Source organism: Maribacter sp. HTCC2170 (assembly GCF_000153165.2).
Classification (GTDB): domain Bacteria; phylum Bacteroidota; class Bacteroidia; order Flavobacteriales; family Flavobacteriaceae; genus Maribacter_A.
Genome location: NC_014472.1, coordinates 1,873,086 through 1,899,777 on the forward strand (window position 1 = coordinate 1,873,086; position 26,692 = coordinate 1,899,777).

Annotated in this window: 19 protein-coding genes; 16 read left to right on the top strand and 3 right to left on the bottom strand. The window is 37.3% G+C overall.

Translation table 11 applies throughout. The features are described from left to right. The first annotated feature begins 162 nt into the window (after nucleotides 1-162). The 3 genes from gdhA (at nucleotide 163) to FB2170_RS08265 (ending at nucleotide 4,783) form a co-directional block, all read left to right on the top strand. Nucleotides 163-1,506 carry an NADP-specific glutamate dehydrogenase gene (gdhA, locus tag FB2170_RS08255; RefSeq protein WP_013306081.1) on the top strand — a complete coding sequence of 448 codons (1,344 nt, stop codon included), beginning with the start codon at nucleotides 163-165 and terminating at the stop codon, nucleotides 1,504-1,506. A gap of 144 nt (nucleotides 1,507-1,650) precedes the next feature. Continuing rightward, nucleotides 1,651-2,370, top strand: a complete 720-nt coding sequence (gene recO, locus FB2170_RS08260; RefSeq protein ID WP_013306082.1) for a DNA repair protein RecO — start codon at nucleotides 1,651-1,653, stop codon at nucleotides 2,368-2,370. Between the two features lies 1 nt (nucleotide 2,371). Continuing rightward, a complete protein-coding gene (locus FB2170_RS08265; protein WP_049782667.1) occupies nucleotides 2,372-4,783 on the top strand; it encodes a TonB-dependent receptor domain-containing protein in 2,412 nt (803 codons plus the stop codon). A gap of 53 nt (nucleotides 4,784-4,836) precedes the next feature. Here the strand turns inward: FB2170_RS08265 and FB2170_RS08270 are convergent, their stop codons facing one another. After that, entirely contained in the window at nucleotides 4,837-5,178 is a 342-nt protein-coding gene (locus FB2170_RS08270; protein ID WP_013306084.1) for a hypothetical protein, read from the bottom strand. A 193-nt stretch (nucleotides 5,179-5,371) separates the two neighbouring features. On the opposite strand from FB2170_RS08270, the gene ileS reads away from it, so the two are divergent. The 4 genes from ileS to FB2170_RS08290 are packed head-to-tail and all read left to right on the top strand — an operon-like array spanning nucleotide 5,372 to nucleotide 10,518. Then, complete coding sequence (ileS, locus tag FB2170_RS08275; protein WP_013306085.1) at nucleotides 5,372-8,773, top strand: isoleucine--tRNA ligase; 3,402 nt, start codon at nucleotides 5,372-5,374, stop codon at nucleotides 8,771-8,773. Nucleotides 8,774-8,777: 4 nt separating this feature from the next. Beyond that, nucleotides 8,778-9,161, top strand: a complete 384-nt coding sequence (locus FB2170_RS08280; RefSeq protein WP_041633121.1) for a TraR/DksA family transcriptional regulator — start codon at nucleotides 8,778-8,780, stop codon at nucleotides 9,159-9,161. Nucleotides 9,162-9,198: 37 nt separating this feature from the next. Then, nucleotides 9,199-9,822 carry a hypothetical protein gene (locus tag FB2170_RS08285; protein ID WP_013306087.1) on the top strand — a complete coding sequence of 208 codons (624 nt, stop codon included), beginning with the start codon at nucleotides 9,199-9,201 and terminating at the stop codon, nucleotides 9,820-9,822. A 33-nt stretch (nucleotides 9,823-9,855) separates the two neighbouring features. Next, nucleotides 9,856-10,518: a lipoprotein signal peptidase gene (locus FB2170_RS08290; RefSeq protein WP_013306088.1), complete on the top strand. Its 663-nt coding sequence runs from the start codon at nucleotides 9,856-9,858 to the stop codon at nucleotides 10,516-10,518. On the opposite strand, the gene FB2170_RS08295 is transcribed toward FB2170_RS08290, so the two are convergent. After that, a complete protein-coding gene (locus FB2170_RS08295) occupies nucleotides 10,497-11,063 on the bottom strand; it encodes a 5-formyltetrahydrofolate cyclo-ligase (protein WP_013306089.1) in 567 nt (188 codons plus the stop codon). The two genes, FB2170_RS08290 and FB2170_RS08295, sit on opposite strands and share 22 nt — an antisense overlap. A gap of 575 nt (nucleotides 11,064-11,638) precedes the next feature. Here FB2170_RS08295 and uvrC point away from each other — a divergent pair. The 9 genes from uvrC (at nucleotide 11,639) to FB2170_RS08340 (ending at nucleotide 25,568) form a co-directional block, all read left to right on the top strand. Further along, entirely contained in the window at nucleotides 11,639-13,429 is a 1,791-nt protein-coding gene (uvrC, locus tag FB2170_RS08300; protein WP_013306090.1) for an excinuclease ABC subunit UvrC, read from the top strand. 18 nt (nucleotides 13,430-13,447) lie between these two features. Then, entirely contained in the window at nucleotides 13,448-15,715 is a 2,268-nt protein-coding gene (locus FB2170_RS08305) for a patatin-like phospholipase family protein (RefSeq protein ID WP_013306091.1), read from the top strand. Nucleotides 15,716-15,900: 185 nt separating this feature from the next. After that, the gene (hppD, locus tag FB2170_RS08310) at nucleotides 15,901-17,043 is read left to right on the top strand and encodes a 4-hydroxyphenylpyruvate dioxygenase (protein ID WP_013306092.1); all 1,143 of its coding nucleotides are present in this window, start codon (nucleotides 15,901-15,903) and stop codon (nucleotides 17,041-17,043) included. Nucleotides 17,044-17,359: 316 nt separating this feature from the next. Further along, entirely contained in the window at nucleotides 17,360-18,139 is a 780-nt protein-coding gene (locus FB2170_RS08315) for a DUF3108 domain-containing protein (protein ID WP_041632757.1), read from the top strand. A 385-nt stretch (nucleotides 18,140-18,524) separates the two neighbouring features. Further along, complete coding sequence (locus FB2170_RS08320; RefSeq protein ID WP_013306094.1) at nucleotides 18,525-19,808, top strand: peptidoglycan DD-metalloendopeptidase family protein; 1,284 nt, start codon at nucleotides 18,525-18,527, stop codon at nucleotides 19,806-19,808. Nucleotide 19,809: 1 nt separating this feature from the next. Continuing rightward, the gene (gene pgi / locus FB2170_RS08325; protein WP_041632758.1) at nucleotides 19,810-21,447 is read left to right on the top strand and encodes a glucose-6-phosphate isomerase; all 1,638 of its coding nucleotides are present in this window, start codon (nucleotides 19,810-19,812) and stop codon (nucleotides 21,445-21,447) included. A gap of 173 nt (nucleotides 21,448-21,620) precedes the next feature. Then, nucleotides 21,621-24,359, top strand: coding sequence for a TonB-dependent receptor (locus tag FB2170_RS08330; protein ID WP_013306096.1), 2,739 nt, complete (start codon nucleotides 21,621-21,623; stop codon nucleotides 24,357-24,359). Nucleotides 24,360-24,448: 89 nt separating this feature from the next. Continuing rightward, a complete protein-coding gene (locus FB2170_RS08335; protein WP_013306097.1) occupies nucleotides 24,449-24,907 on the top strand; it encodes a hypothetical protein in 459 nt (152 codons plus the stop codon). 58 nt (nucleotides 24,908-24,965) lie between these two features. Further along, entirely contained in the window at nucleotides 24,966-25,568 is a 603-nt protein-coding gene (locus tag FB2170_RS08340; RefSeq protein ID WP_013306098.1) for a DUF1080 domain-containing protein, read from the top strand. A 6-nt stretch (nucleotides 25,569-25,574) separates the two neighbouring features. On the opposite strand, the gene FB2170_RS08345 is transcribed toward FB2170_RS08340, so the two are convergent. Then, nucleotides 25,575-26,615 carry an endonuclease gene (locus FB2170_RS08345; protein WP_041632759.1) on the bottom strand — a complete coding sequence of 347 codons (1,041 nt, stop codon included), beginning with the start codon at nucleotides 26,613-26,615 and terminating at the stop codon, nucleotides 25,575-25,577. Nucleotides 26,616-26,692 lie beyond the last annotated feature (77 nt).

Consider the following 26,692-nt stretch of genomic DNA (forward strand, 5'->3'; position numbering starts at 1 on the left):
TGAGAACAAATTCACACCCTAATTACCATTCTAACAATTGTGAGCACTTTTGCCCCAATCTAATTATCAAATTTTTAAATAAATAGCGTATAAATTATAGGAATACTATATTTTTGCCGTTATATTCTAAAATCAATAAAACTAACTAGATAATACATTTATATGGAGGCAAAAATCAAAGCATTCATGGATGAGGTAAGAACCCGAAACGGTCATGAGCCTGAGTTTATCCAAGCAGTACAGGAAGTAGCAGAAACAGTGATTCCGTACATCATTGATAATGATATTTACTACGGTAAAAACATTCTTTTGAGAATGGTAGAACCAGAACGTTTACTTTCGTTTAGAGTTGCCTGGGTCGATGACAAAGGTGAGATTCATGTAAACAGAGGATATAGGATCCAGATGAACTCTGCTATTGGGCCGTATAAAGGTGGGTTACGTTTTCACCCTTCGGTAAATGCGAGTATCCTAAAATTCTTGGCTTTTGAGCAAGTATTTAAAAACAGCCTTACTACACTCCCAATGGGTGGTGGTAAAGGTGGTTCCGATTTTGACCCTAAAGGAAAATCAGATGATGAGGTTATGCGTTTTTGCCATGCCTTTATGTTGGAATTGAACAGACATATTGGCCCAAATACAGATGTACCTGCTGGTGATATAGGAGTTGGTGCCAGAGAGATCGGTTTCCTTTTTGGAATGTACAAGAGAATAAGAAATGAATTTACCGGTGTTTTGACCGGGAAAGGATTGTCATGGGGTGGTTCTAAAATTCGCCCAGAAGCTACTGGCTACGGTACGGTTTATTTTGCACAGAGCATGCTTAAAACCAAAAATGAGGATGTAAGTGGTAAAACAGTGGTGATATCAGGTTCTGGTAATGTAGCGCAGTTTGCTGCTGAAAAAGTGATCCAATTAGGTGGTAAAGTGGTAACCCTATCAGATTCCAGTGGGTACATTCACGATAAAGATGGTATTGACAATGAGAAGTTGACCTTTATTATGAATCTGAAGAACAACAAACGTGGGCGTGTTTCTGAGTACGCCGATAAATATGCTTCAGCTACTTTCCATAAAGGTGAGAAGCCTTGGGGTGTTGCTTGTGATATCGCATTACCATGTGCAACCCAAAATGAGTTGAATGTAGAACACGCCAAAGAACTGATCAAGAATGGTTGTATGTGTGTGGCCGAAGGTGCTAATATGCCGTCAACGGCAGATGCCATACATGCGTTCCATGATGCGAAAATATTGTTCGCCCCTGGTAAGGCTTCAAATGCCGGTGGGGTTGCAACTTCAGGTCTTGAAATGTCACAGAATTCATTGCGAATCAGCTGGACAAGGGAAGAAGTTGACGAACGATTAAAAAGTATTATGTCAGATATTCACGATTCATGTATCGAATTTGGAATGGAAGACGGCGGATACTGTAACTACGTAAAAGGTGCTAATATTGCCGGTTTTGTGAAGGTGGCAGATGCCATGCTTGCGCAAGGGGTGATTTAGATTTCAGCTACTACGTTGGAAACTGAAAGTGCGAAGTATGAATAATGCTTCGCACTTTTTTGTTTTTAAATCTCTAACCTTTAACCTCTAACTTCGTACTTCGTATTTTTTCCACTTATCTTTGGAATATCCTTAGAACCAACCATGCAAGTAACAACCAAGGCCATTGTTTTATCATCACTCAAATATGGTGATACCAGCTTGATCGTGAAAGCATTTACTTTGTCAGACGGCTTAAAATCATATTTATTGAAAGGTGTTCTTGCCTCTAGGAAAGGCAAATTGAAAACAGCTTACTTTCAGCCGTTGACCCAATTGGAGATTGTTGCAAACCATAAGAACAAAGGTACATTGGAGTCTATTCGCGAGGCTAGGGTCACCCATCAATACCAAACATTGCATTCAGATATTTCAAAAAATGCCATCACGCTTTTTTTATCTGAAATGTTGGCGAACAGTATACAGGAAGAAGAGCGCAACGAAGGCCTTTTTTATTATATGGAGAGCGCCTTACAGTGGTTGGATGCCAACACTGAGGCGAACAATTTTCACATCTATTTTTTAATTGATCTGACCAAGTATTTAGGGTTCTACCCGGATACCACAAGTACCGAGGGTTTATATTTTGATTTGTTAGAGGCCGAATTCACCAATAACCTCACTTTGAGCCCTAATATTAAAGGGGAGAATTTAAATTACTTCAAACGGTTCTTGGGCATAAATTTTGATACATTAAATAAGATCAAGATGAAGAAGGCCAATAGACAGGAGTTATTACAATCGTTGGTTCTTTATTTTGAATTACATTTGCAGGGTTTTAGAAAACCCAGATCGCTTGCTATTTTAAATGAAGTTTTCAGCTAGTATGAACAAGGTAGTATTTATGATTCTTTTACTATTCTTTGCTACTGTTAAGGGCCAAGAAATACAGGTTTTGGATGCTAACACCAAAGAGCCCATCGTAAATGTGGCAATCTTCAACAGCGATAAATCAAAAACCACACTTAGTGATTTTAATGGTAAATGCGACTTAACCGCCTTTAGTACCAACGAGCGAATCACCTTTAAACATATAAGCTACGAAGTCTTTAAAGCCTCGAAGGCGCAATTGATCAGGAACAGTTCTCGGGCTTTAATGGTTTTAAAACCAGAACAGTTGGATGAGGTGGTCATGTCAATTTCTAAATGGGAACAGCAAAAGAAAGATATTCCACATAAGATCGCATCATTGAATGCGCGCTCTATTGCATTTGCTAATCCGCAAACCTCTGCCGATTTACTACAAAACAGTGGAAAAGTATTTGTGCAAAAAAGTCAGTTAGGTGGTGGTAGCCCAATGATTCGGGGATTTGCAACGAACAGGTTATTATTGACCGTTGATGGTGTTCGAATGAACAATGCCATTTTTAGGGGCGGGAATATCCAGAATGTTATAGCCATTGACCCTTATACCATCAAAAATACCGAGGTTATATTCGGGCCGGGTTCTGTAATCTACGGAAGTGATGCCATTGGTGGTGTAATGAATTTCTATACACAAAAAGCAGGGCTTTCAAATACCGATAGCCTTTCATTTTCTGGCAATGCCAATTATAGGTTTGCGACAGCGAGCAGTGAGAATACGGCCCATATAGATTTTAATCTTGGGAAGAAGAAATGGGCGTATTTGACCAGTATTACCTATAACAGTTTTGATGATTTAAAAATGGGGAAGAATGGCCCTGATTCATACCTACGCAATAATTATGTGAGAACAACCAATGGGATTGATGAATTGGTGACAAATAAAGACCCCCAAAAACAGGTTTCCACAGGGTATAATCAGCTAAACCTGATGCAGAAAATCACCCACAGACCCAATAACAATTGGGATATGAACGTGGGCCTATTTTATTCCGAAACCTCTGATTATTCGCGCTATGATCGATTGATAAGACCAGCAAGTACTGGTGAGGGCCTTCGTTCTGCTGAGTGGTATTACGGTCCGCAAAAATGGTTTATGGGCAATGTTCAGGTAAACAAAAAAGGAAAGGGAAAATTCTATGACGGACTGAAAATAACCACTGCGTATCAATATTTCGAGGAAAGTAGAAACGACCGAGGGTTCCAAGACCCTATGCTGTATTCAACCAAGGAAATGGTGAACGCACTATCTACGAACATTGATTTTGAGAACAAGAAAATAGGTGACCTACGATTGTACTACGGGGCAGAGTATGTGTACAACTATGTGAATTCTGAAGGCAGTCATAAGAATATCAATTCAAATACTACTTTGGAGGGCGCCTCCCGATATCCTGATGGTTCTTCTTGGCAAACAACGGCGGGTTATTTGAATGGGGAATATAAAGCAAAACCAAACTTCACTTTGCTTTCAGGATTAAGGTACAGCCATGTTTGGATCAATGCCGATTTTGATAAAACTTTTTATCCGTTTCCTTTCGACGATGCCAATCTTAGTACAGGCGCATTAACGGGTAGTTTAGGGTTCAGCTGGTTCCCAAGGGCCAATTTGCAAGTGACTTTTAATGGGTCAACAGGGTTTAGATCACCGAATATAGATGATGTAGGAAAGGTTTTTGATTCTGAGCCAGGGTCTGTTGTAGTGCCGAATCCAGATTTGGAACCTGAATATGCCTATAATGTGGAGTTGGGAATACAAAAGAATTTCAAGGACAAAATTGTGTTCAAAGGGGCTGCCTTTTACACCTATTTGGTAGACGCCTTGGTGCGCAGGGATTATTTGTTCAATGGCCAATCGCAAATAGAATATAATGGTGAAATGAGCAACGTTCAGGCAATGCAGAATGCGGCCAAAGCCTATGTATATGGTTTTGAGTTTGGTCTTGAAGCGTTTCTTTCAGAAAATTTATCCTTGGTATCAAACCTTACTTTGACCGAAGGAATTGAAGAAGATGAGTTTGGGACGGACACTCCCGCAAGACATGTGGCACCTACTTTTGGGGATTTACATTTGATATGGAAGAACCAAAATCTTAAAATGGATGCTTTTATCAATTATAATGGTGAGATAGAAAACTACGATTTGGCGCACTCAGAACAGAATAAAGCTTACATATACGCCAAAGATGCCAACGGATTGCCATATTCACCCTCATGGTATACCTTGAACATCCGAAGTCAATATAACATAACACATTCGCTTAAGCTTAGTTGTACGGTTGAGAATATAACCAATCAACTTTATAGAACATACTCCTCAGGGATAGCTGCACCAGGTACGAATCTTATTCTAGGGCTAGGCTATAAATTTTAAACAAAAAACCCTGACCAAAAGGCCAGGGTTTAAATCTTAAAACAAGAAAGTGCTTAATTCTTAACAGCGTCTTCTACTTCTTTTGCTGTTTTCTTTACTTTATCTGCAGCATCTCCTGCAGCATCTTTAACACCATCTACTGCATCTCCAGCAGCATCAACAGCATCATTGGCAGCATCTTTAACACCGTCTACTGCTTCACCAGCAGCATCAACAGCTTCGCCAGCTTTTTCCAAGGTGCCTTCAACAGCGTCACCAGTAGCTTCTGCAGCTTCATCGATTGCTTCACCTGCTTGCTCAGTAGCATCTTTTGCTTTTTCAGCAGTTTCTCTACATGATACAAATGATACACTCATTGCTACCATTAAAATGGCACTTAAAATCACTTTTTTCATTTTGTTTTGGTTTTTGCGTTTATTTTATTTCAACTGTTAAGATATACGCAATATTCATTCATTTGGACGCTTTGCCGTTGTAATTAGCTATAATGCACCTAATTGCCTGTATTTCATTTGGTATAATATGGAAATAATTCAATCTAAATTTATAATTTTGCAGCCTTAATAATATAGCGTTACAATAGATATAATGAAGTTTGCCGGATATAAAGGATTGGATTTACCTAAGGTTGCACAGGAAGAGCTACAGTACTGGAAAGAGCATTCGATTTTCGAAAAAAGTGTTTCCAGTAGAGAAGGTAATCCAAGCTATGTATTTTATGAAGGGCCACCATCTGCCAACGGCATGCCTGGTATTCATCATGTAATAGCACGAACCATCAAGGATATCTTTCCACGCTATAAGACCATGAAAGGTTTTCAGGTTAAGCGAAAAGCTGGGTGGGACACACACGGACTTCCAATCGAGCTGGGTGTTGAAAAGGAATTGGGAATCACAAAGGAAGATATTGGCGTAAAAATTTCTGTTGAAGAATATAATGCTGCTTGTAAAAAAGCGGTAATGCGTTATACCGATGTTTGGAATGAAATGACTGAAAGGGTAGGTTATTGGGTTGACATGGAAGATCCATATATAACGTACAAGTCCAAATATATGGAGTCTGTCTGGTGGTTGTTGAAACAGATTTACGATAAGGACCTTATTTATAAAGGGTATACCATTCAGCCCTATTCACCAAAAGCAGGAACTGGATTAAGTTCACATGAATTGAATCAGCCAGGAACCTATCAAGATATTACCGATACTACGGTTACGGCACAATTCAAGGTTAAAAAAGAAACTTTACCCGAGGCCTTGAACAACATTGATGGTGATATTCATATGTTGGCTTGGACAACGACTCCTTGGACGCTTCCCTCGAACACCGCATTAACGGTCGGTGCCAAAATAGAGTATGTATTGGTTAAAAGTTTCAACCAATACACCTTTGAACCAATCAATGTGATTTTGGCCAAAAATCTGGTTGGAAAACAATTCAGCGGCAAGTTTTTTGAGGCTGAAAATGAGAGCGATTTTACAGAATATACTACTGCAAATAAAAAGATTCCGTTTAAGGTCATTACCGAAGTAGTTGGAAAAGATTTGGTAGACATTGAATATGAGCAATTATTGCCCTATGCCCTGCCATACCAGAACCCAGAAAATGCTTTTAGGGTCATTGCCGGGGATTTTGTAACGACTGAAGATGGTACGGGAATCGTACATACGGCGCCTACTTTTGGTGCAGATGATGCCATGGTTGCCAAGCAGGCCGTTCCTGAGGTGCCACCAATGTTGGTCTTGGATGAAAATAAGAATCCAGTCCCGTTGGTAGATTTACAAGGCAAGTTTAGACCCGAAATGAAGGAATTGGGTGGTAAGTACGTCAAGAATGAGTATTATGACGATGGAACTGCTCCAGAGAGGTCGGTCGATGTTGAAATTGCCATCAAACTAAAAGAGGAGAACAAAGCTTTTAAGGTCGAAAAATATGTACACAGTTATCCCAATTGCTGGCGTACAGATAAGCCAATTTTATATTATCCGTTGGATTCTTGGTTCATCAAAATCACCGATGTCAAGGACCGAATGTTCAATTTGAATGAAACCATAAACTGGAAGCCTAAGGCTACAGGTGAAGGTAGGTTCGGTAATTGGTTGGCAAACGCCAATGATTGGAACCTCTCCCGATCTCGTTATTGGGGAATACCACTTCCTATTTGGCGTACCGAAGATGGTACCGAGGATATGATTATTGGCTCTGTTGAAGAATTGAAATCTGAAATGGCGAAAGCTGTGGAAGCAGGTGTACTTGAACAGGATATTTTTGCAGATTTTGTGGTTGGTGATATGAGTGAAGACAATTATGAAAAGATTGATCTTCATAAGAATATTGTTGACCAGATCACTTTGGTTTCAAAATCGGGCAAACCTATGAAACGCGAGAGCGATTTGATAGATGTTTGGTTTGATAGTGGTTCTATGCCCTACGCGCAATGGCATTATCCTTTTGAAAACAAAAATTTGATTGATAAAGGAGAAACGTTTCCAGCAGATTTTATTGCTGAAGGCGTGGATCAGACCCGAGGTTGGTTCTACACTTTACATGCCATAGCCACTATGGTTTTTGATTCCGTGGCCTATAAAAATGTAGTTTCCAACGGACTTGTTTTGGACAAGGAAGGCAAGAAAATGTCCAAACGTCTGGGCAATGCGGTTGATCCTTTTGAAACTATGGATGAGCATGGGCCCGATGCCACACGTTGGTACATGATTTCAAACGCCAATCCTTGGGACAATTTAAAGTTTGATATTGATGGGATTGTTGAGGTAAAACGAAAATTCTTTGGCACACTTTATAATACATACTCATTCTTTGCCTTATATGCGAACATAGATGAATTCTCTTATGCTGAGGATAATATTCCACTAAATGAACGCCCTGAAATTGATCGTTGGATTCTTTCTGAACTTCATACCTTAATTAAAAAGGTAGATGAGGCCTATGATGATTATGAGCCAACAAGGGCCGCTAGGGCAATTTCTGATTATGTGCAGGAAAATTTGAGTAACTGGTACGTTCGTTTATGTAGAAGAAGGTTCTGGAAAGGGGATTACCAGAAAGATAAGATTTCGGCCTACCAAACACTATATACTTGTTTGACCACCGTTGCAAAACTGTCGGCCCCTATTGCGCCTTTCTTTATGGATAGACTATACAGGGACCTGACCAATACCACTTCAAAGGATAAATTTGAAAGTGTTCATTTATCCCATTTCCCAGAGTATGATGCATCTCTGGTTGATAAGGATTTGGAAAGTAAAATGGCCAAGGCCCAAACGATTTCATCTTTGGTACTTTCTATTCGACAGAAAGAAAAAATAAAGGTTCGTCAACCCCTGCAAAAAATTATGATCCCTATTTTGGATGATCAGCAAAAACATGAAATTGAAGCAGTTGCCGATTTGATAAAGTCAGAGGTCAATGTCAAGGAAATTGAACTTTTGGATGATGCATCGGGAATTTTGGTCAAGAAAATAAAGCCAAATTTCAAGGTATTAGGCCCAAAATATGGCAAGGATATGAAGCTTATCGCACAGAGCGTTAGTTCTTTAGGACAGGAAGACATCCAAAAAATTGAACAGCAGGGCGAAATATCTTTAAATATCGATAATAAAATCATTAAATTACAGTTACAGGATGTAGAGATAGCTTCCCAAGATATAGAAGGCTGGTTGGTAGCAAGCCAAGGGCCACTTACCGTAGCTCTTGATGTTACAATCAATGAAGACCTTAGAAAGGAAGGTATTGCCAGGGAACTCGTAAACAGGATTCAAAATATTAGAAAAGAGTCTGGTTTTGAGGTCACTGATAAAATTGATATTAAGATCCTTAAGGATGGTTTGGTTGAGAATGCCGTTGAAAGTAACATAGGTTATATTAAAGCGGAAACACTAACAGCCGAACTGCAGTTTGAGGATATCCTTGAAAATGGCACGGCAATTGCCTTTGACGAGGTGAACACTAAATTGTTTATTGAAAAACACTAAAAAAATGGCAAAAGATTTAAACGTAAGATATTCAGATAAGGATTTGGCAGAATTCAGGTCTTTGATTGAAGATAAAATTGAGAAAGCAAAGAGTCATCTAGAGTTGTTAAAAAGCTCATATATGAACGATGGTAATAATGGTACTGATGATACGTCACCTACCTTCAAGGCTTTTGAAGAGGGCTCTCATACAATGAGTAAAGAAGCAAATACCCAATTGGCGATTCGTCAAGAAAAGTTTATACGTGACCTAACAAATGCGCTTTTGCGTATAGAGAACAAAACTTATGGCATTTGCAGGGTAACCAACAAACTCATAAATAAGGAGCGATTAAAATTGGTTCCTCATGCCACTCTGAGTATTGAGGCGAAAAACATGCAAAAATAATTGAAACGCCCTCAGGGGCGTTTTTTTATGCCAACGAATGGCCACTAAGAAAATCTTATTTGCTTTACTTTTATCTTTTGGGTTGTCCAACGCCCAAAAAGTTGTGAAAAAGTCGATTATAAACCCCGAGACATCTTTCATTCTAATTGACTCCAAAAATTGTTTCCGGGTCGACCTTTCTACAACTACTTCTAAAGAAATTAGAGTTGAGGCATTACTCGATGGTGAGTACAAGGATGATTTATTGGTTAAAATTGAGGAGAATGGCCCAACGATAGAAATAAGCACAGGTTTTCAGCCCAATTTTATAAAACCAAATGACAAATTAAGTGCCCACAAGGTTATTTCAATTTCTTTAAAAATTCAAATACCAGAAAATATGAAGGCCTATCTTTTTGGGTCGAATACCAATGTCTATGTCGAAGGAAACTATATGGGCCTAAAGGTGACTTTGGATGATGGTAATTGCAGCTTAGATCAAATAAAGGGCAATACGACTGCAGTGACAAGAAGTGGGGATATTCACGTTCAGGCAAAAGAGGCTACCATAGAAACCAAAAATAGCTTTGGGAATATTGAAAGTGAAAAGATTCCTCTCGGAAATGATTATTATAATTTGACTACCACAACGGGTAATATCTACTTGATTAAAACCGAATAATATCCCTATTTTTGCCCATCAAGAATTAATAAAATGAGTCTTAAAAAATCTTTGCTGATTATTGTTTTGGTGCTGCTGGTTGATCAGATTAGCAAGATATACATTAAAACGAATTTTGCCTTGGGCGACTCTTATGAGGTGTTCGAATGGTTTAAAATACATTTTATTGAAAACTCAGGCGCTGCATGGGGAGCCAAGCTCAACGATTTTCTTCCAATTTCGGAAAATACGGCAAAGTTGATTCTTTCAGTATTTAGGTTATTTGCTGTTGCGGGGATAGGATATTGGTTATTGGATAGTATTAAAAAGCATTCTTCCAAAACGCTTATTCTTGCTGTCTCACTTATTTTTGCCGGTGCTTTGGGCAATATTATCGATTCTGTTTTTTATGGGATTTTGTTCAATGATAGCATTGGGCAAGTTGCTACTATGTTCTCAGACGAACCTTATGGCGGTTTGTTTTTCGGGAAGGTTGTAGATATGCTATATTTTCCCATGGTTGATACCACATGGCCAGAATGGGTGCCCTATTTCGGTGGTAATCATTTTAGTTTTTTTGACCCCGTATTCAATATTGCAGACACTGCTATTAGCACTGGGGTAGGCATATTGTTGGTCTTTAATAAAAAGGCTTTTGGAAACAAGGAGGAAGAGAATGAAGTGCTAGAAGAAAATCAAGAAATAGAAAACGAATAGATTTTCTTGGGCGTAACACAATAGTCCAACGGAATATCAGCCTCAAAAACGTCTGATATTTCTTCTTCGGCATCAAAAAAAGATAACCCAATTTTTATAACATCCGCTTTACACTGTTTAAGAAAACGGTCATAATATCCTTTTCCGTAACCAACCCGGTTACCCTGCTTGTCAAATGCCAACAGCGGAATGAATACAACTTCAATTTGTTCTGGGGCTATTAGTATGCCCTCGACTGGTTCAGGAACATTCCAACGATTCTTTCGCAAAAGGGTATTATCGGTAAGTAAATAATTAATAAGGTTGTTGTCCTGCATTTTCGGAACGACTACATTTTTATCTTTCCCTTGCAAAATGGTAAGAACATAAGAGGTATCTATTTCCTTTTTTTCTAAGATGGGTAGGAACAGGTGGAAAAAAGAAAAACTCCATATAGGGAGTTTTAACAATTGATTGGAAATCAATAAACTTGATGCAGTTATTTCTTTTTCCTGAAGGGCGTTTCTCCTTTCAGTAAATAGTAAACGTAATTCAGATTTCAACATAAGGGGGCGGTTGAAGAATTACGATTTAATTTTAAGACTACTCTTTTGCGACTACTGCAAAATATACTTTGAAAAACAACATTAGTATTAAGTAGGTGCCGAGGGTTATTATGTAACTGTCCATGTATTATCTGATTTTGATTTTCTAAATGTAAATAAAAAATTGATAAAATCACTATTAAGTGCACCATTTTATCGATGAAATGCACAATTTAAATAAAATTTTAACAATTTGATAATTCCGGAAAAGAGAAAATTTAAAGGTAAAACCATTTAAAATGCTAATATTCAAGGTGTTGTGTGGAAAGAGTTGAAATCAACAGTATTATAGCACTTGCTTAGTTAAATATAAGAATAATTATTCATGAGGACGTTTTTTTTTCATAATGTCAAGAAATAATAACAAAAAGTTAGAGGTTCAAATTTATCCTAACAAAACAGTATTGAATTTTTGATCGGCACGCGTTACAATTCTTGTTGAAGCCAGTAGTTAAAAAAATGTAAAGCATATTCATTTAACCAAAAACGTAGTAATTTAACAGAGTGTATTTAATCACAAAACAATTTATAGCTAAATGCCCCAACTACCCTTAAAAATTCAAATAAGTACGTTGCCTAACAGCCCAGGGGTATACCAGTTTTATGATGAGGCCGATACTATTTTATATGTTGGCAAAGCCAAAAACCTTAAAAAAAGAGTTTCATCATATTTTAATAAAAACCATGAATATGGTAAAACCCGTATTCTGGTAAAAAAAATCAGAAGTATAAAGCATATTGTTGTTTCCACTGAGTCAGATGCACTTTTATTGGAAAGCAACCTAATTAAAAAATATAGACCGCGATATAATGTTTTGTTGAAGGATGACAAATCCTATCCTTGGATCTGTATTAAGAAAGAACGTTTCCCGAGAATATTCCCAACTAGAAAATTGATTAAAGATGGTTCTGAGTATTTTGGACCGTATACCAGCATGTATACGGTCAAAACTTTATTGGAATTAATCAGAAACGTTTATCCACTGCGAACGTGCAATTATGATCTGTCCGAGGAAAAGATCAAATCGGGCAAGTATAAATTGTGTCTTGAATATCATTTGGGAAATTGTTTAGGGCCTTGCGAGGGTCTACAAAGCAGTTCGGATTATGATAAACAGATTGATGAGATAAGAAGTATCCTCAAAGGGAATTTCAAGTCTTCTTTACAATCTTTCAAAAACCAAATGAAACTGTTGGCCGATGATATGCTATTTGAGGAAGCACAACAGATCAAAGACAAGATAGCTGTTCTTGAGAACTATCAATCAAAGACCACCATTGTTAATCCTAAAATCAATAATGTTGATGTATTCTCGATAATAGCCGATGATTCTTTTGCATATGTTAACTTCTTACAGATATCGCTTGGAGCCATTATTAGATCGCATACCATGGAAATCAAAAAGAAACTGGAAGAAAAAGATGAGGATCTTTTGCAACTGGCCATTTTTGAAATAAGGCAACGGTTTAATTCAGAATCAAAAGAGATTTATTTGCCTTTTAAAGTTGTAGTAGAACCCCATATAAAAGTTACTGTTCCCAAATTGGGTGACAAACGAAAAATTCTTGACCTTTCGATTAGGAACGCCAAATATTTTAGACAGGAAAGGTTCAATCAGATCAAGATAGTGGACCCTGAGCGCCATACAAATAGAATAATGGCCCAAATGCAAAAAGACATACGATTGTCAACCGAACCAAGACATATTGAATGTTTTGATAATAGTAATATACAAGGAAGTAACCCTGTCGCAGCTTGTGTGGTTTTTAAGAATGGCAAACCTTCAAAAAAAGAATACAGACATTATAATATAAAGACCGTTGTGGGCCCGGATGATTTTGCCTCAATGGAAGAAGTGGTATACAGGCGTTACAAAAGATTGTTGGACGAAACGCAACCTTTACCACAATTAATTGTCATTGATGGAGGAAAGGGCCAACTTTCCTCTGCTTTGAAAAGTTTGGATATTTTAGGCTTAAGGGGAAAGATTGCAATTATAGGAATTGCCAAAAGACTAGAGGAAATATATTTTCCAGAGGACCCTATTCCTTTATATTTAGATAAAAAGTCGGAAAGTTTAAAAATAATACAGCAATTGAGAAATGAGGCACATAGGTTTGGCATTACCTTGCATCGTAATAAAAGAAGCAAGGCCGCCATCAACTCTACCTTGGAGAATATCAACGGTGTTGGTGAAAAAACAGCCAGAGACCTGTTAAAAAAGTTTAAATCGGTTAAAAGGATAAAGGAGGCATCAATCGAAGACATTGCACAAGTAGTTGGAATTTCCAAAGCAAAAAAAATTGTTGAAACTTTTCGCAAGTAATTGCGTCTTATATTTAATATGAAAAACCTGTTCATTTTATTAGTACTCTTTAATGTAGTTCAACTCATTGGGCAAGATTCATCAGAAAATGAAGAGCTAAAAGTGGGTTTGGTCTTGAGTGGTGGTGGTGCCAAAGGAATGGCACATATTGGCGCATTAAAGGTGATTGAGAAGGCAGGTGTGAAAATAGATTATATTGGAGGAACAAGTATGGGTGCGATTGTGGGTGCGCTTTATGCCTCTGGTTATTCGGCCACTCAGCTTGATTCTATTTTTAGGAACCTTGATTTCGATAAAATGATCCGTGACAATCTTCCTCGAGGGGTAAAAACCTTTTACGAAAAAGAAGATTCTGAACGTTATGCGGTTAAACTTCCGTTTGATAATTTTAAGGTTTCCATTCCTCAAGGATTTTCTGGCGGGCAGAATATTTACCATGAGCTGGTAAAACATCTTTATCATGTTAAAGACGTAAATGATTTTAACGAACTGCCAATTCCTTTTGTTTGTATTGCCACCAATGTAGAGACCGGCGATGAAGTAATTTTGAAAAAAGGATATTTACCCGAAGCAATCATGGCCAGCGGTACTTTGCCTTCACTTTTTGAACCATCTACAATAGACGGTAAGGTATTGATAGATGGTGGTGTAGTAAATAACTACCCAATTGAAGAAGTCAAAAAAATGGGGGCTAATCTCATTATTGGGGTTGACGTTCAACATGGACTTAAAGATAGGGATGAGTTACTTTCAGCTACAGAGATCCTGTTGCAAATAAACAATTTCAGAACTGCTGAGGATATGGTTGAAAAATCTGTCCAGACAGATGTCTATATAAAACCCGATATGGCCAATTATTCGGTAATGGATTTTGATCTTGATGATGAAATAATCGTTAAGGGTGAAAATGCCGCCAAAGATAAACTGGATCAATTGCACGAGATTGCTTCCAGGCAAAAAAACAACACTCCAATTGTTGCCAATACAATCTCTCCTATAGATAGTTTAATGGTCTCGAGATTGATAATAAGAGGGGATAATGAAAGCTATTCCCGAGGTTATGTCAAAGGTAAGCTAAGATTCAAATTAGGTGATAAGACCACATTTGAGAAATTGCAACAAGGAATAAGTAACTTATCAGCGACTGGTAATTTTGAAACGATTAGATATGAACTATTGGCAGATGGTGATGGGGAGGATCTAATATTGAAGCTTAATGAAACAAAAAACAGGACTTTTTTGAAAGTAGGAGCCCATTACGACGATCTTTATAATAGCGCGGCTATAATTAATCTTACCCGAAAGAATTTTATTTTCAGTGATGATGTCGCATCCTTTGATTTTATCTTAGGGGATAACGTTAGGTATAACCTTCAATATTATATTGATAAAGGATCGTATTGGAGCTTTGGTATAAATTCCAGGTTCAATGATTTTGAGAAAGAAATCAATTTTAATTTGATTGAGAGTAATTTTCCAACAACACCTGGTATAAATATCAACAATTTGAATATAGATGTTCTCGACGTTACGAACCAAGTTTATGTGCAAACAGTTTGGCAAGAAGAGTTTGCTTTTAGTTTGGGTGTTGAGCATAAGTATTTGAGATACAGCACAAGAACATTAGGTGATATAGAAGATAATAATTCGCTTATATCAAATCTTAGTGCTAGAAACGAACGTGTTTATTTTGAAAAAAGTAGCTTTTATAGCACTTATGGTCAATTAAAACTGGATACATACGATGATAAGTACTTTCCGTCGAAAGGACTTTTTTTTGATGGTGATTTTCATTTTTATGTGTTGTCCTCTGATTTTAATGATAATTTCAAGGAATTTTCTATTGCCAAGGCTAGAATGGGAACTGCATTTCCATTACTTGAAAACCTTTCTATAAATATTGAAACCGAAGGTGGGTTTAAGTTGGGAACATCAGGGGTAACAACCTTTGATTTTGTTTTAGGAGGTTACGGGAATAACCTTATTAATAATTTTACGCCCTTCATTGGTTACGACTTTTTGTCGTTGCCCGGAAATAGTTATGTAAAGGCACATGGCCGATTGGATTTGGAAATTGCTCCTAAAAACCATGTGATGTTCACGGCGAATTTCGCCAACGTTGACGATGACCTCTTTAGGACTGGAGAATGGTTCACCGAACCTTCCTATTCAGGATATGGCATAAGCTATGGGTTAGAATCTTTCATGGGTCCCTTGCAGGTAATGTATTCATGGTCTCCTGAAGGCACAAGTCATTTCTTCTTTAGCCTTGGATATTGGTTTTAATGACCGCATTAAATATTTGGTTCTTTTTTGCGATATTTGCCATATAGCAGATTAGCATGATAGCTCAAAGAATTAATTTGACTGCCCATCTTAGGGCAATGTGGTAAGTAAATAGGTTTTGCTCATTTCCTGGGTTGAATCCGGGACTTTATCAATCTTCATTTTTAATCATAAACATTAATATCATGTCTACTTTAGATAATACTTCGTTGCAATTACCAAAAGAAAACCCTGAAGCAGAGGATTTTTTACCTCTTTTAGGGACTGATTATGTAGAACTTTATGTAGGTAACGCCAAACAAGCTGCACATTATTATATTTCGGCCTGGGGTTTTCAACCTTTGGCATATGCCGGACTCGAAACAGGGTTGAAAGACAGGGTTTCTTATGTTGTGCAACAGGATAAAATTAAGTTGGTTCTTACTTCACCATTAAAGGCAGGAGGGGAAATAAATGAGCATGTAAATGCACATGGTGATGGGGTAAAGGCAATTGCACTTTGGGTAGATGATGCCACGAAAAGTCATCACGAAACAACAAAAAGAGGAGCAGTTAGTTACTTGAAACCAAAAAAGACAAATGATGACAATGGCGAGGTGGTTTTATCTGGCATACATACGTATGGAGAAACTGTGCATATTTTTGTTGAGCGCAGCAATTATGAAGGTGTTTTCTTGCCAGGTTATGTAAAATGGGACCCCTACTATAAAACAAAGGACATTGGTCTTAAGTATATTGACCATATGGTCGGCAATGTAGGTTGGAACGAAATGAACAAATGGTGCAAATTTTATGCAGAAGTAATGGGCTTTGCGCAATTAGTGTCTTTTGATGATAAAGATATTTCTACAGAATATACCGCCCTTATGAGCAAGGTGATGAGTAATGGGAATGGTAGGATCAAATTCCCAATTAATGAACCTGCAGACGGGCGAAAAAAATCCCAAATAGAAGAATATATAGAATTCTACAATGGGGCCGGAGTGCAACATATGGCCATGGCCACCGACAATATTATTGAAACAGTTACTGAGCTGCGAAATAGGGGTGTTGAATTTCTAACAGTTCCACCGGTTTATTACGAAGATGTTTTGGACAGAGTGGGGGAAATAGATGAAGACCTTGAGCCTTTAAAAGAACTAAGCATTCTTATCGATAGGGATGATGAAGGCTATCTGCTACAAATTTTTACCAAACCCATTTTAGATAGACCAACAATGTTTATCGAAATCATACAGCGGAAAGGGGCAAAATCTTTTGGAAAAGGTAATTTCAAAGCACTTTTTGAAGCTATTGAGAGAGAACAAGAATCAAGGGGGACCTTGTAGAAACAGCTATTTTCTTAACAAATTGCCAATTTTAAAGTTACAACCATAAAGATCTGTTAAGGGATTAGTTAAAGTAAGTTAAAAGGTAATGTAGCATCAATAACAAGCCTTAAATTTGTCTTTAGTAAGGGGTGGTTCCCTTACAACTTTAAGTATTGGTTTTTCATAATTTAAAGTTTGGTTGGTTATTTAGGAAAAGCCCAGTTTTTAGACTGGGCTTTTTTTTGCACAATACTTTGGAATAAATTTTGTTTAAGTTAAGGTAAACAACGCTAAAGATTAATTCACTTTTAGTAGTTTTATATTGAAAATAGGTATGAGAGCATTAATAACAATCTTGTTTTTAACTATGTCACTGGGTGTATTTGCCCAGAACAGTGAATCTGTGTTTGAACCTGGGGAGTGGTTAAAATTTCGGATGCACTATGGTTGGTTGAATGCGAGTTACGCCACACTACAGGTAAAGTCGGCCGATATTGAAGGGGTTCCCGTGTACCATGTTGTGGGCAAAGGCAAGACAACTGGTTTCGCAAGTATCTTTTTTAAAGTAGATGATACGTATGAAAGTTATTTTGATAAAATAGATGGTAAACCTTATAGGTTTGTTCGAAAGATAAACGAGGGGGGTTATAAAAAAGATGTAGAAATCAATTTTGACCATGAAGAGGACAAAGCGGTTCTTAATGATAAAAAGAACAAGAAAAAATTAAATTTCACACTACAGGATAGTATTCAAGACCTTATTTCTGCCTTTTATTATCTAAGGAATAATTATGAGCCAAAGGATTTGGTAAAAGGTGAGGCCATAAATTTGAAATTGTTATATGATGATGACGGTATTTTTAATTTTAAATTAAAATACTTAGGTACCGATATAATCCGCACTAAATACGGTAAGGTTGAATGTTACAAGTTTAGACCATTGGTGCAATCGGGAAGAGTCTTCAAAGAACAAGAAAGTTTAACCCTATGGGTTTCCAAAGACAAAAACAGGATTCCGATCCGCATTAAGGCCGATTTGGCGGTTGGGTCAATCAAGGCTGACTTAGATGGCTATAATGGGTTAAAACATCAGTTTAAGATAGTAATGGACTAATCCCAAATGAATAAAATAGCTTGAGATATTCAGGAACTCCCATTCCTTATTTCGCGGTCTGTTTTGTAAACGATGCCCTGTTTTCAAAGGTATAATCTGTCACTTTCCCAAACCTGCAAGTACCTTTATTCTTCTTTTAGTGTAAAAAAACGCAATAGACTGTGAATATCTTGCATAATCCATTGAGTAAAAGAATACTAAAGCACTCGTCAAAGCGTTAAGAACATTGTATATTAGTGCGAATGGCACAAAACAATCCTAGGTCGTTTACCTACAAAATTGAGCTAAATCGTATTTTTTCCAGAATTTTACGCAAAAGAAGAATAAAATAATTGGGGCAAACAACAGGTAGACTATATCTTTGGCCCAGAAAACAAAAAGAGTAATGCATAAATATTGGGGCATTTTTATGTTGTTGGTTGTTTTTTCATCCTGTAAGGATAGAAATTCCAACGTAACAATTGACAATCATAAAGCGGCTTTTGCTGCAATTGAGGAACCAGAAATCGTAGAGCGCTATGGTTTTAATTTCGATGATTTTACCGTTCAACAAGATACAGTTAGGGATGGTGACAGTTTTGGGGAATTAATGCTGGAACATAAAGTTGAATACCCTAAAATATATAAGGTTTCACAAGATTTCAGAGACACTTTTGATGTTAGACGAATTAATGTAGGAAAACCTTATGTTATTTTAAAATCTAAAGACACTACCGAAAGAGCCCAAGTATTCATCTATGAAAACGATGCCATAAACTATACTGTAGTAGATTTAAGGGATAGTGTTGTAGCATATAAAAACAAAAAAGAGGTAAAAATTGTTGAAAGAGAAGCTTCAGGGGTTATTGAAACTTCACTTTCCGAAGCCATTTTGGATCAGGGTATTGATTATAATGTGACCAATAACCTTTCAGATGTCTATGCCTGGACCATTGACTTTTTTAGGCTCCAAAAGGGAGACAAGTTCAAGGTTATTTATAAAGAAAAATATATCAATGATACCATATATGCTGGGGCTGGTCCTATCGAGTCAGCATATTTTGAGCATAATGGGAAGCCAATATATGCTTTTGCCTATGAGAATGATTCACTTTTAAATGTTGTTGATTATTTTGATGAAGAAGCTAATAATTTAAGGAGAACCTTTTTAAGGGCTCCGGTCAAATTCAGCAGAATATCATCTAGATACAATCTTAAAAGAAGAATCCGATATTATGGGTACAAGGTGCGGCCTCACAAAGGTACCGACTATGCTGCCCCAATAGGCACACCTATTTTGGCCACTGCAGATGGGACAGTTACTGAGTCTACGCGACGTGGCGGTAATGGCAAATATGTGAAGATTCGCCATAATGGCAAATACTCAACACAATACCTGCACATGAAGGCCCAGAATGTTAGAAGAGGAGAATTTGTGCGACAAGGTGATGTGATAGGTTGGATAGGTATGACAGGAAATACAGGTGGCCCACATGTATGTTATCGTTTTTGGAGAAACGGCAGGCAAGTGGACCCGTTGAAGGAGGAATTACCTCAGGCAGAACCTTTGGCAGAATCACTGAGACCAGATTATTTTGCATTTATCGGACCGAAAAAAGACCAACTGGATTGTATAGAATACCCCGAAAAGCAAAAAGAGGAAGAGGAACTAATAACACTTAATGAGTAAAATGTCATTGCAGAACACTGACCCTACACAGACCCAAGCTTGGAAAAAGCTAAATCAACATTATAATTCAACTCAAAAAACCCACTTAAAAGAACTTTTTGCTGCGGATGATAACCGTGCAAAAAAATTCAGTATAAAATGGGATGACTTCTTGTTTGATTTTTCAAAAAATAGAATTTCAAAAGACACAATCTCCCTCTTATTAGAACTGGCTGATGAAGTTAATCTGAAGGATGCCATTTCAAAATATTTTAAGGGAGAGGCTATAAACCAAACTGAAAACAGGGCGGTTTTACATACTGCATTACGAGCTAAAAAGTCGGATACCGTATTGGTTGATGGAATAAATGTGGTTCCCGAAGTTTATGCGGTGAAGGAACATATAAGTGCATTCAGTAATGCCGTTATTTCAGGTGAAATGAAAGGCTACACGGGCAAGCCTTTTACAAACATTGTAAATATTGGTATAGGAGGTTCCGATTTGGGGCCGGCCATGGTAGTTGAAGCGCTAAAATTCTATAAGAACCATTTGAAGGCGCATTTTGTAAGTAATGTTGATGGTGATCATGTGCATGAGGTTTTAAGGGATTTAAATCCTGAAACAACTTTATTCATTGTAGTTTCAAAGACATTTACGACCCAAGAAACCTTAAGCAATGCCACGACAATAAAAAAATGGTTTCTTAAGTATGCAACACAGGATGATATTGCCAAGCATTTTGCCGCTGTTTCAACCAATGCCGAAAAAATATCAGAGTTTGGAATTGCTGCTGAGAATGTGTTCCCGATGTGGGATTGGGTTGGTGGTCGTTTTTCGTTGTGGAGCGCCGTTGGATTAACGATTTCCTTGGCAATAGGTTTTGAAAATTTTGATGGGTTGCTGAAAGGGGCCAATGAAATGGATGACCATTTTCAATCAACTGATTTTGATAGCAACATACCGGTAATTATGGCTCTGTTGAGCATATGGTACAATAATTTCTATAAGGCGGAGACTGAGGCGATTATTCCTTATACGCAATACCTAAGTAGATTCTCAGCTTATTTACAACAAGGTATAATGGAGAGTAATGGAAAAAGTGTAGATCGAAATGGTAACCCTGTGGATTACCAGACCGGCACTATAATCTGGGGAGAACCAGGTACTAACTCACAACATGCATTTTTTCAATTGATCCACCAAGGAACAAAATTGATTCCGACCGATTTCATAGGGTACAAGGAATCATTACATGGAGATACAGATCACCACAATAAGCTAATGGCCAATTTTTTCGCACAAACTGAGGCTTTAATGAATGGCAAGACTTCTGATGAGGTTTTGAGTGAGTTGAAAGAAAAGAACCTTTCGGAGGAAGAAATTGGCAAACTACTCCCGTTCAAGGTATTTAAAGGGAATAATCCAACGAATACCTTCTTGATAGATAAGCTGACACCAAAAAGTATTGGATCATTGATTGCTGCATATGAACATAAGATATTTGTTCAAGGCGTTATTTGGAATATCTTCAGTTATGACCAGTGGGGTGTTGAATTGGGTAAGCAATTGGCCACTAATATTTTAAATGACATCAAGAGTTCAGAAATTTCTGATCATGACAGCTCAACTTTGAATCTTTTGCAGTCTTTTAAGAAATAGTCTGCTTTTTTTTCAATTCTTGACAAAGGTTGATAACTTCTTATTTTTCAGCGTTTTTTATGAAAAATTTATGTTAAATTTAGCATCGCAAAATTTAACTCTGGCTTAAAGTCAACGCGAATTTAAATGATCATGTTTGCGTTAAATTTTAAACCATAATAAACACTGAAAAAATGAAAAAAATGTACATGGCTATGGCAGCCTTTTTAGTGACTGCTATTGCATTTTCTCAAGGAACAATTACAGGAACCGTGGTTGACGGTGAGATGGGAGGGCCACTTCCCGGCGCTAGTGTTGTTGTTCAAGGAACAACAAACGGAACTTCGTCTGATTTTGACGGGAACTTTTCTATTGATGTAGATAGTGATTCTGGTACTTTGGTGGTATCCTACATTGGGTATGTAACTCAAAGTGTTCCATTTAGCAGCACTGGAAATATAGGTTCGATTTCTTTACAACCTGATGCCCAAGAATTAGAGGGTGTTGTTGTAACAGGTATTATGGACATTGCAAAGGATCGTGAAACCCCGGTTGCAGTATCAACTATTACAGCTTCTGTAATTCAAGAAAAATTAGGATCGCAGGAATTTCCTGAACTTTTAAGATCTACTCCATCTGTATATGCAACAAAAACCGGAGGTGGTTTTGGTGATGGTAGAATCAACATTCGTGGTTTCGATTCTCAGAACACTGCTGTTATGATCAATGGTATTCCTGTAAATGACATGGAAAATGGTAGTGTCTATTGGAGTAACTGGGCTGGTCTTAGTGATGTTACTACGGCAATGCAAGTACAAAGAGGATTAGGTTCTTCTAAACTGGCCATATCGTCTGTTGGTGGTACAATCAACATTATTACAAAATCTACCGAGAGGGAAGAAGGTGGTGCAGTAACCGCAAGCGCTGGTAATGATGGTTATTTAAAAACCAATGTTGCTTATAATACTGGTAAAATGGAAAATGGTTTTGCTGCTTCTGTTCTTTTAGGAAGAACAGCAGGTGATGGTTATATCAATGGTACTGCTTTTGAAGGTTACAACTATTTTATTGGATTGGGGTATGAGCCTAACGACAGGAACAATTTCCAATTTATGTTCACTGGGGCTCCTCAAGTGCATAATCAGCGTACTTCAAGTTTCTTTAACACGGCGACTGTGGCTCAATATTTAGACTATGGTGCCAAATACAATTTTAACCAAGGTACTTTGAATGGTGAGGAGTTCGGAATACGAAGAAACTTCTATCACAAACCAGTAGCTTCTTTGAACTGGGAAAATATTGTTAGCGACAAATCAACTTTATCCGTATCTGCGTATGCTTCTTTTGGCAGAGGTGGTGGTACAGGAGATATTGGACGTTTGGATGGCAAATTTGCCAGTGATTCTAGATTAAGGGATAACCAGGGGAACATGCTGTATGATGCTATCTCAGCCTCCAATGGTGGTACATTTACTGACTTTAATGGTTTCTCTTATGGGAATAGTTTGGACCCATATACCAATTCATACATCGTAAATGATGATAGTCTTAGAGATGAGGTAGATCCAAGTAATCCAAATGCCTTGCCTGGTGTTGTTAGAAGAAATGGGATGATCAGACGAGCTTCTGTGAATTCACATAACTGGTTTGGTGCTATTGCAAACTTCCATACAGATGTTAATGAAAATTGGAGTCATGATTTTGGTATTGATATTAGAAAATATAAAGGTATTCACTATAGAAGAGTTGACAACCTTCTTGGAGCGGACGGTTATAGAGATAATGATAATGTGAACAATAGATTCCATGTGGTTACTCAAGAAAACCCTTCTGAAATCAGTAACCTTTGGAATGTATTCAAAAGCATTGATAACGATAAGAAAATTGATTATTATAATGATGGTTTAGTACGTTGGTATGGAGCCTTTGGTCAGATTGAATACAAAAATGACATAACATCATTGTTTTTACAAGGTAGTGTATCGCAACAGGGCTTTAAAAGAATAGATTATTTTAACTATTTAGATTCTGATCCTGCTCAAGAGACTGATTGGGAGAATATTTTAGGTGGAAATATCAAAGGTGGACTAAATGTAAACCTTAATGAAGCCAACAATGTATTTGTAAATGCAGGCTACTATTCAAAGCAGCCTAATTTTGATGCGGTCTATATTGATTTTCAGAACAATTTGAACCCTGAATTAACCAATGAGAAGGTACTTGGTATTGAAGCTGGTTATGGTCTAAACCTTGGTGATTTTAGAACAAAGGTAAATGTCTATAGAACTTCTTGGAAAGACAGATTCATAAGTGTAGGTATTGAAGATAATGGGAATGCAAACATCAATGGTGTTGAGCAAATTCATAAAGGAATCGAAATCGAGGCTGATTGGAGAGCAAATGAATTTGTGAGCTTTAAAGGAATGTTATCCCTTGGTGATTGGGAATATGGTGGTGATGCTACAGGAAAAGCATTTGATGACAGCCAAACTTTCATAAGAGACGTTACCTTGTACTTAGATGAGGTCAAGGTAGGTGATGCTGCTCAGTTCACATCAAATATTGAAATGATTGTTAGACCTTGTGAAGGGTTAAAATTAAGTGCTAACTGGTATACGGCATCTGATAACTATGCATTTATTTCAGCAGATGATTTTGACAGCCCAGACCATGATGGTTCTTTAAGATTGCCAACATACAATCTTTTTGATGCTGGTGCATATTATAGATTCAATCTAGGAGGTACAAACACTGTTAGCCTTGCTGTAAATGTCAATAATATTTTTGATTCAGAGTACTTGGCAGAATCGTTGACTAATTATTTCCCTGGGGATAGAGGTAATGCATCAACATATCAAGGTATTAACACTTCAAATAAAGCCTTCTTTGGTTTTGGAAGAACATGGAACGCAAGTTTACGTTATAACTTCTAAATTGAAGTACAAATATTTAAAACCCTGATGGTGACATCAGGGTTTTTTTATGCATAAAAAGTATTACTTTTAAAGCCTAAAACAATACAATGGAAGAACAAGGACTTGCTTATCAATGGACGTTGGAATTACACTCTTATTTGGCCTATGTGGCACTCGCAGTTTTATTTTTAGCAGTAGCCAATGCAATTATGGGGCTTGTAGGTAATAAGATGTTTACCCTTGGAAAAGATTTTAGACTTAGCCTATTTGCTTTGATTTTGTGTCATTTACAATTGTTGATTGGGTTAATACTCTACTTTGTATCTCCCAGTGGCTTAGGTGCTATTCAGGAATTTGGTATGGGAGGTTTAACTTCCGCTGCACGATTATTGGCAGTAGAGCACCCTTTTGTAAATATTATCGCTTTGGTATTGATAACCATAGGTTGGTCTAAACACAAGAAAGTAATGGAAGGCAAAAAGAAATTCAAGACAATTTCGATTTTTTATGGTCTGGGATTATTGTTGATCATGAGTCGAATTCCTTGGGGGCAATGGTTTAATTAAACAATTTGTGACATATTATTATTGAGGTAACCTCTTAAACATTTTTATATTGAGTATTATGAAAAATATTTTTACACTGACATTGGCAGTATTACTAGTATCCACTAGCGCAATTTTTGCGCAAGAAAAATCATTGTTCAATGGGGAAGACCTTACTGGTTGGACAATCTATGGCACAGAAAAGTGGTTTGTAGAAGATGGTCTCTTGGTCTGTGAAAGCGGTCCAGATGCCCAATACGGTTATTTGGCAACGAAAGAACATTACAAAGATTTTACACTTATTCTTGAGTTTAAACAAGAAGCCAATGGCAATAGTGGGGTTTTCATTCGTTCTACTGTAGATGGGACCAAAGTTAGTGGTTGGCAAGTAGAAGTGGCTCCTCCAGGTCATAGTACCGGGGGCGTTTATGAATCTTATGGTCGTGGATGGTTGATCAAACCAGACCCTGCAAAAGATAAGGCCTTGAAAATGGGGGAATGGAACGAGATGAAAATAAGAGTTTATGGTAGTAAATTGACCTCATGGGTCAATGGTGAAGAAATGGTTACCATTAACGATGCTAAAATTGGTACTGGAGAAGGTTCAATTGCTCTTCAAATACATGATGGTGGAGGTATTAAGGTAAAATGGAGGAACATTCGCGTTGTAATGCCTCAATAATCCAAGCTATCGAACAGGCCTGATCAAGAACATATAAATAGGTAGGTGGTCGCTGTACCCGCCTAAATAGCTTCCACCTGCATAAGTTCTAAACGGGTAGCCTTTATATTTTCCTTTTTTGGTATAAAGAAAAGGCGCCGTAAAAGCGTTGACCTTCCAAAAACGGTAAGAATCGTCTTTTTTTTCCAATAAGTTGGCAGTAAAAAAGATTTGGTCAAAAAGGTTCCATTTATCCCGGTAAGCCAGTGAACCAACACCTTTATTGTATAGCTTTTCCATGGGATTAAAAAGGCTTTGATCTTCTAGTTTCTTTTTCTTTCCTTTTGTTTTCAATATTTTTTTAAGGCTATCATCTATGGGGTCATCATTTAAATCGCCCATACTTATGATCTTAGCGGAGGAATCCATGCGTTGTATTGAATCTATGATTCTCTTATTCAATTTGGCGGCGGCAATTCGATTAGGTTTACTGCGTGTTTCCCCACCACTTCTTGAGGGCCAATGGTTAACAATACAATAAATCTGCTCATCATCTAAGAGACCTCCCACCACTAACTGATCACGGGTATAATCTCGATCGCCATCTTCATTTTGCAATAGTAAGCGGCGACTTTGAAAAGTTGTTGGTAAAAAAGACCCTTTTTTATAGATTAAAGCTACGTCTATTCCACTTTCATCGGGAGAATCAAAATGAACAATTCCGTAGTTCTTATCTCGAAGGTTGGGATGATTGATCAAATCTTCAATTACGGTAATATTTTCTATTTCGCATAGGCCAATGATATCTGGAGAGGTTTTCGAAGTTACTGAACCAATTCGGGAAAGTACCTTGGAAATATTTTCAATCTTTTGTAAATACCTAGTTTGTGTCCATTTGTCTTTGCCATTGGGAGTTCTATCATCATCAAAGGTTAGGGAATCGTTTTCTATATCGAACAAATTTTCAACATTATAAAAGGCTATGGTTCTTAAGTTGACCAATCTTTTTTGCTGGGCTAAACCCATGAATGGTATAAGAAAAAGTAATGTCAATAACCTAATTATCATGCTGGGGTTTGAGGTGATTTCTTTCGCAATATCAAAAATATGTTTTATTTGTAGAAAATTCCTACATATATTTATTA

Bases quoted from the DNA above. Each gene is read 5' to 3' on its own strand.
- gdhA (WP_013306081.1), top strand. From the start codon at position 163: ATGGAGGCAAAAATCAAAGCATTCATGGATGAGGTAAGAACCCGAAAC.
- recO (WP_013306082.1), top strand. From the start codon at position 1,651: ATGCAAGTAACAACCAAGGCCATTGTTTTATCATCACTCAAATATGGT.
- FB2170_RS08265 (WP_049782667.1), top strand. From the start codon at position 2,372: ATGAACAAGGTAGTATTTATGATTCTTTTACTATTCTTTGCTACTGTT.
- FB2170_RS08270 (WP_013306084.1), bottom strand. From the start codon at position 5,178: ATGAAAAAAGTGATTTTAAGTGCCATTTTAATGGTAGCAATGAGTGTA.
- ileS (WP_013306085.1), top strand. From the start codon at position 5,372: ATGAAGTTTGCCGGATATAAAGGATTGGATTTACCTAAGGTTGCACAG.
- FB2170_RS08280 (WP_041633121.1), top strand. From the start codon at position 8,778: ATGGCAAAAGATTTAAACGTAAGATATTCAGATAAGGATTTGGCAGAA.
- FB2170_RS08285 (WP_013306087.1), top strand. From the start codon at position 9,199: ATGGCCACTAAGAAAATCTTATTTGCTTTACTTTTATCTTTTGGGTTG.
- FB2170_RS08290 (WP_013306088.1), top strand. From the start codon at position 9,856: ATGAGTCTTAAAAAATCTTTGCTGATTATTGTTTTGGTGCTGCTGGTT.
- FB2170_RS08295 (WP_013306089.1), bottom strand. From the start codon at position 11,063: ATGTTGAAATCTGAATTACGTTTACTATTTACTGAAAGGAGAAACGCC.
- uvrC (WP_013306090.1), top strand. From the start codon at position 11,639: ATGCCCCAACTACCCTTAAAAATTCAAATAAGTACGTTGCCTAACAGC.
- FB2170_RS08305 (WP_013306091.1), top strand. From the start codon at position 13,448: ATGAAAAACCTGTTCATTTTATTAGTACTCTTTAATGTAGTTCAACTC.
- hppD (WP_013306092.1), top strand. From the start codon at position 15,901: ATGTCTACTTTAGATAATACTTCGTTGCAATTACCAAAAGAAAACCCT.
- FB2170_RS08315 (WP_041632757.1), top strand. From the start codon at position 17,360: ATGAGAGCATTAATAACAATCTTGTTTTTAACTATGTCACTGGGTGTA.
- FB2170_RS08320 (WP_013306094.1), top strand. From the start codon at position 18,525: ATGCATAAATATTGGGGCATTTTTATGTTGTTGGTTGTTTTTTCATCC.
- pgi (WP_041632758.1), top strand. From the start codon at position 19,810: ATGTCATTGCAGAACACTGACCCTACACAGACCCAAGCTTGGAAAAAG.
- FB2170_RS08330 (WP_013306096.1), top strand. From the start codon at position 21,621: ATGAAAAAAATGTACATGGCTATGGCAGCCTTTTTAGTGACTGCTATT.
- FB2170_RS08335 (WP_013306097.1), top strand. From the start codon at position 24,449: ATGGAAGAACAAGGACTTGCTTATCAATGGACGTTGGAATTACACTCT.
- FB2170_RS08340 (WP_013306098.1), top strand. From the start codon at position 24,966: ATGAAAAATATTTTTACACTGACATTGGCAGTATTACTAGTATCCACT.
- FB2170_RS08345 (WP_041632759.1), bottom strand. From the start codon at position 26,615: ATGATAATTAGGTTATTGACATTACTTTTTCTTATACCATTCATGGGT.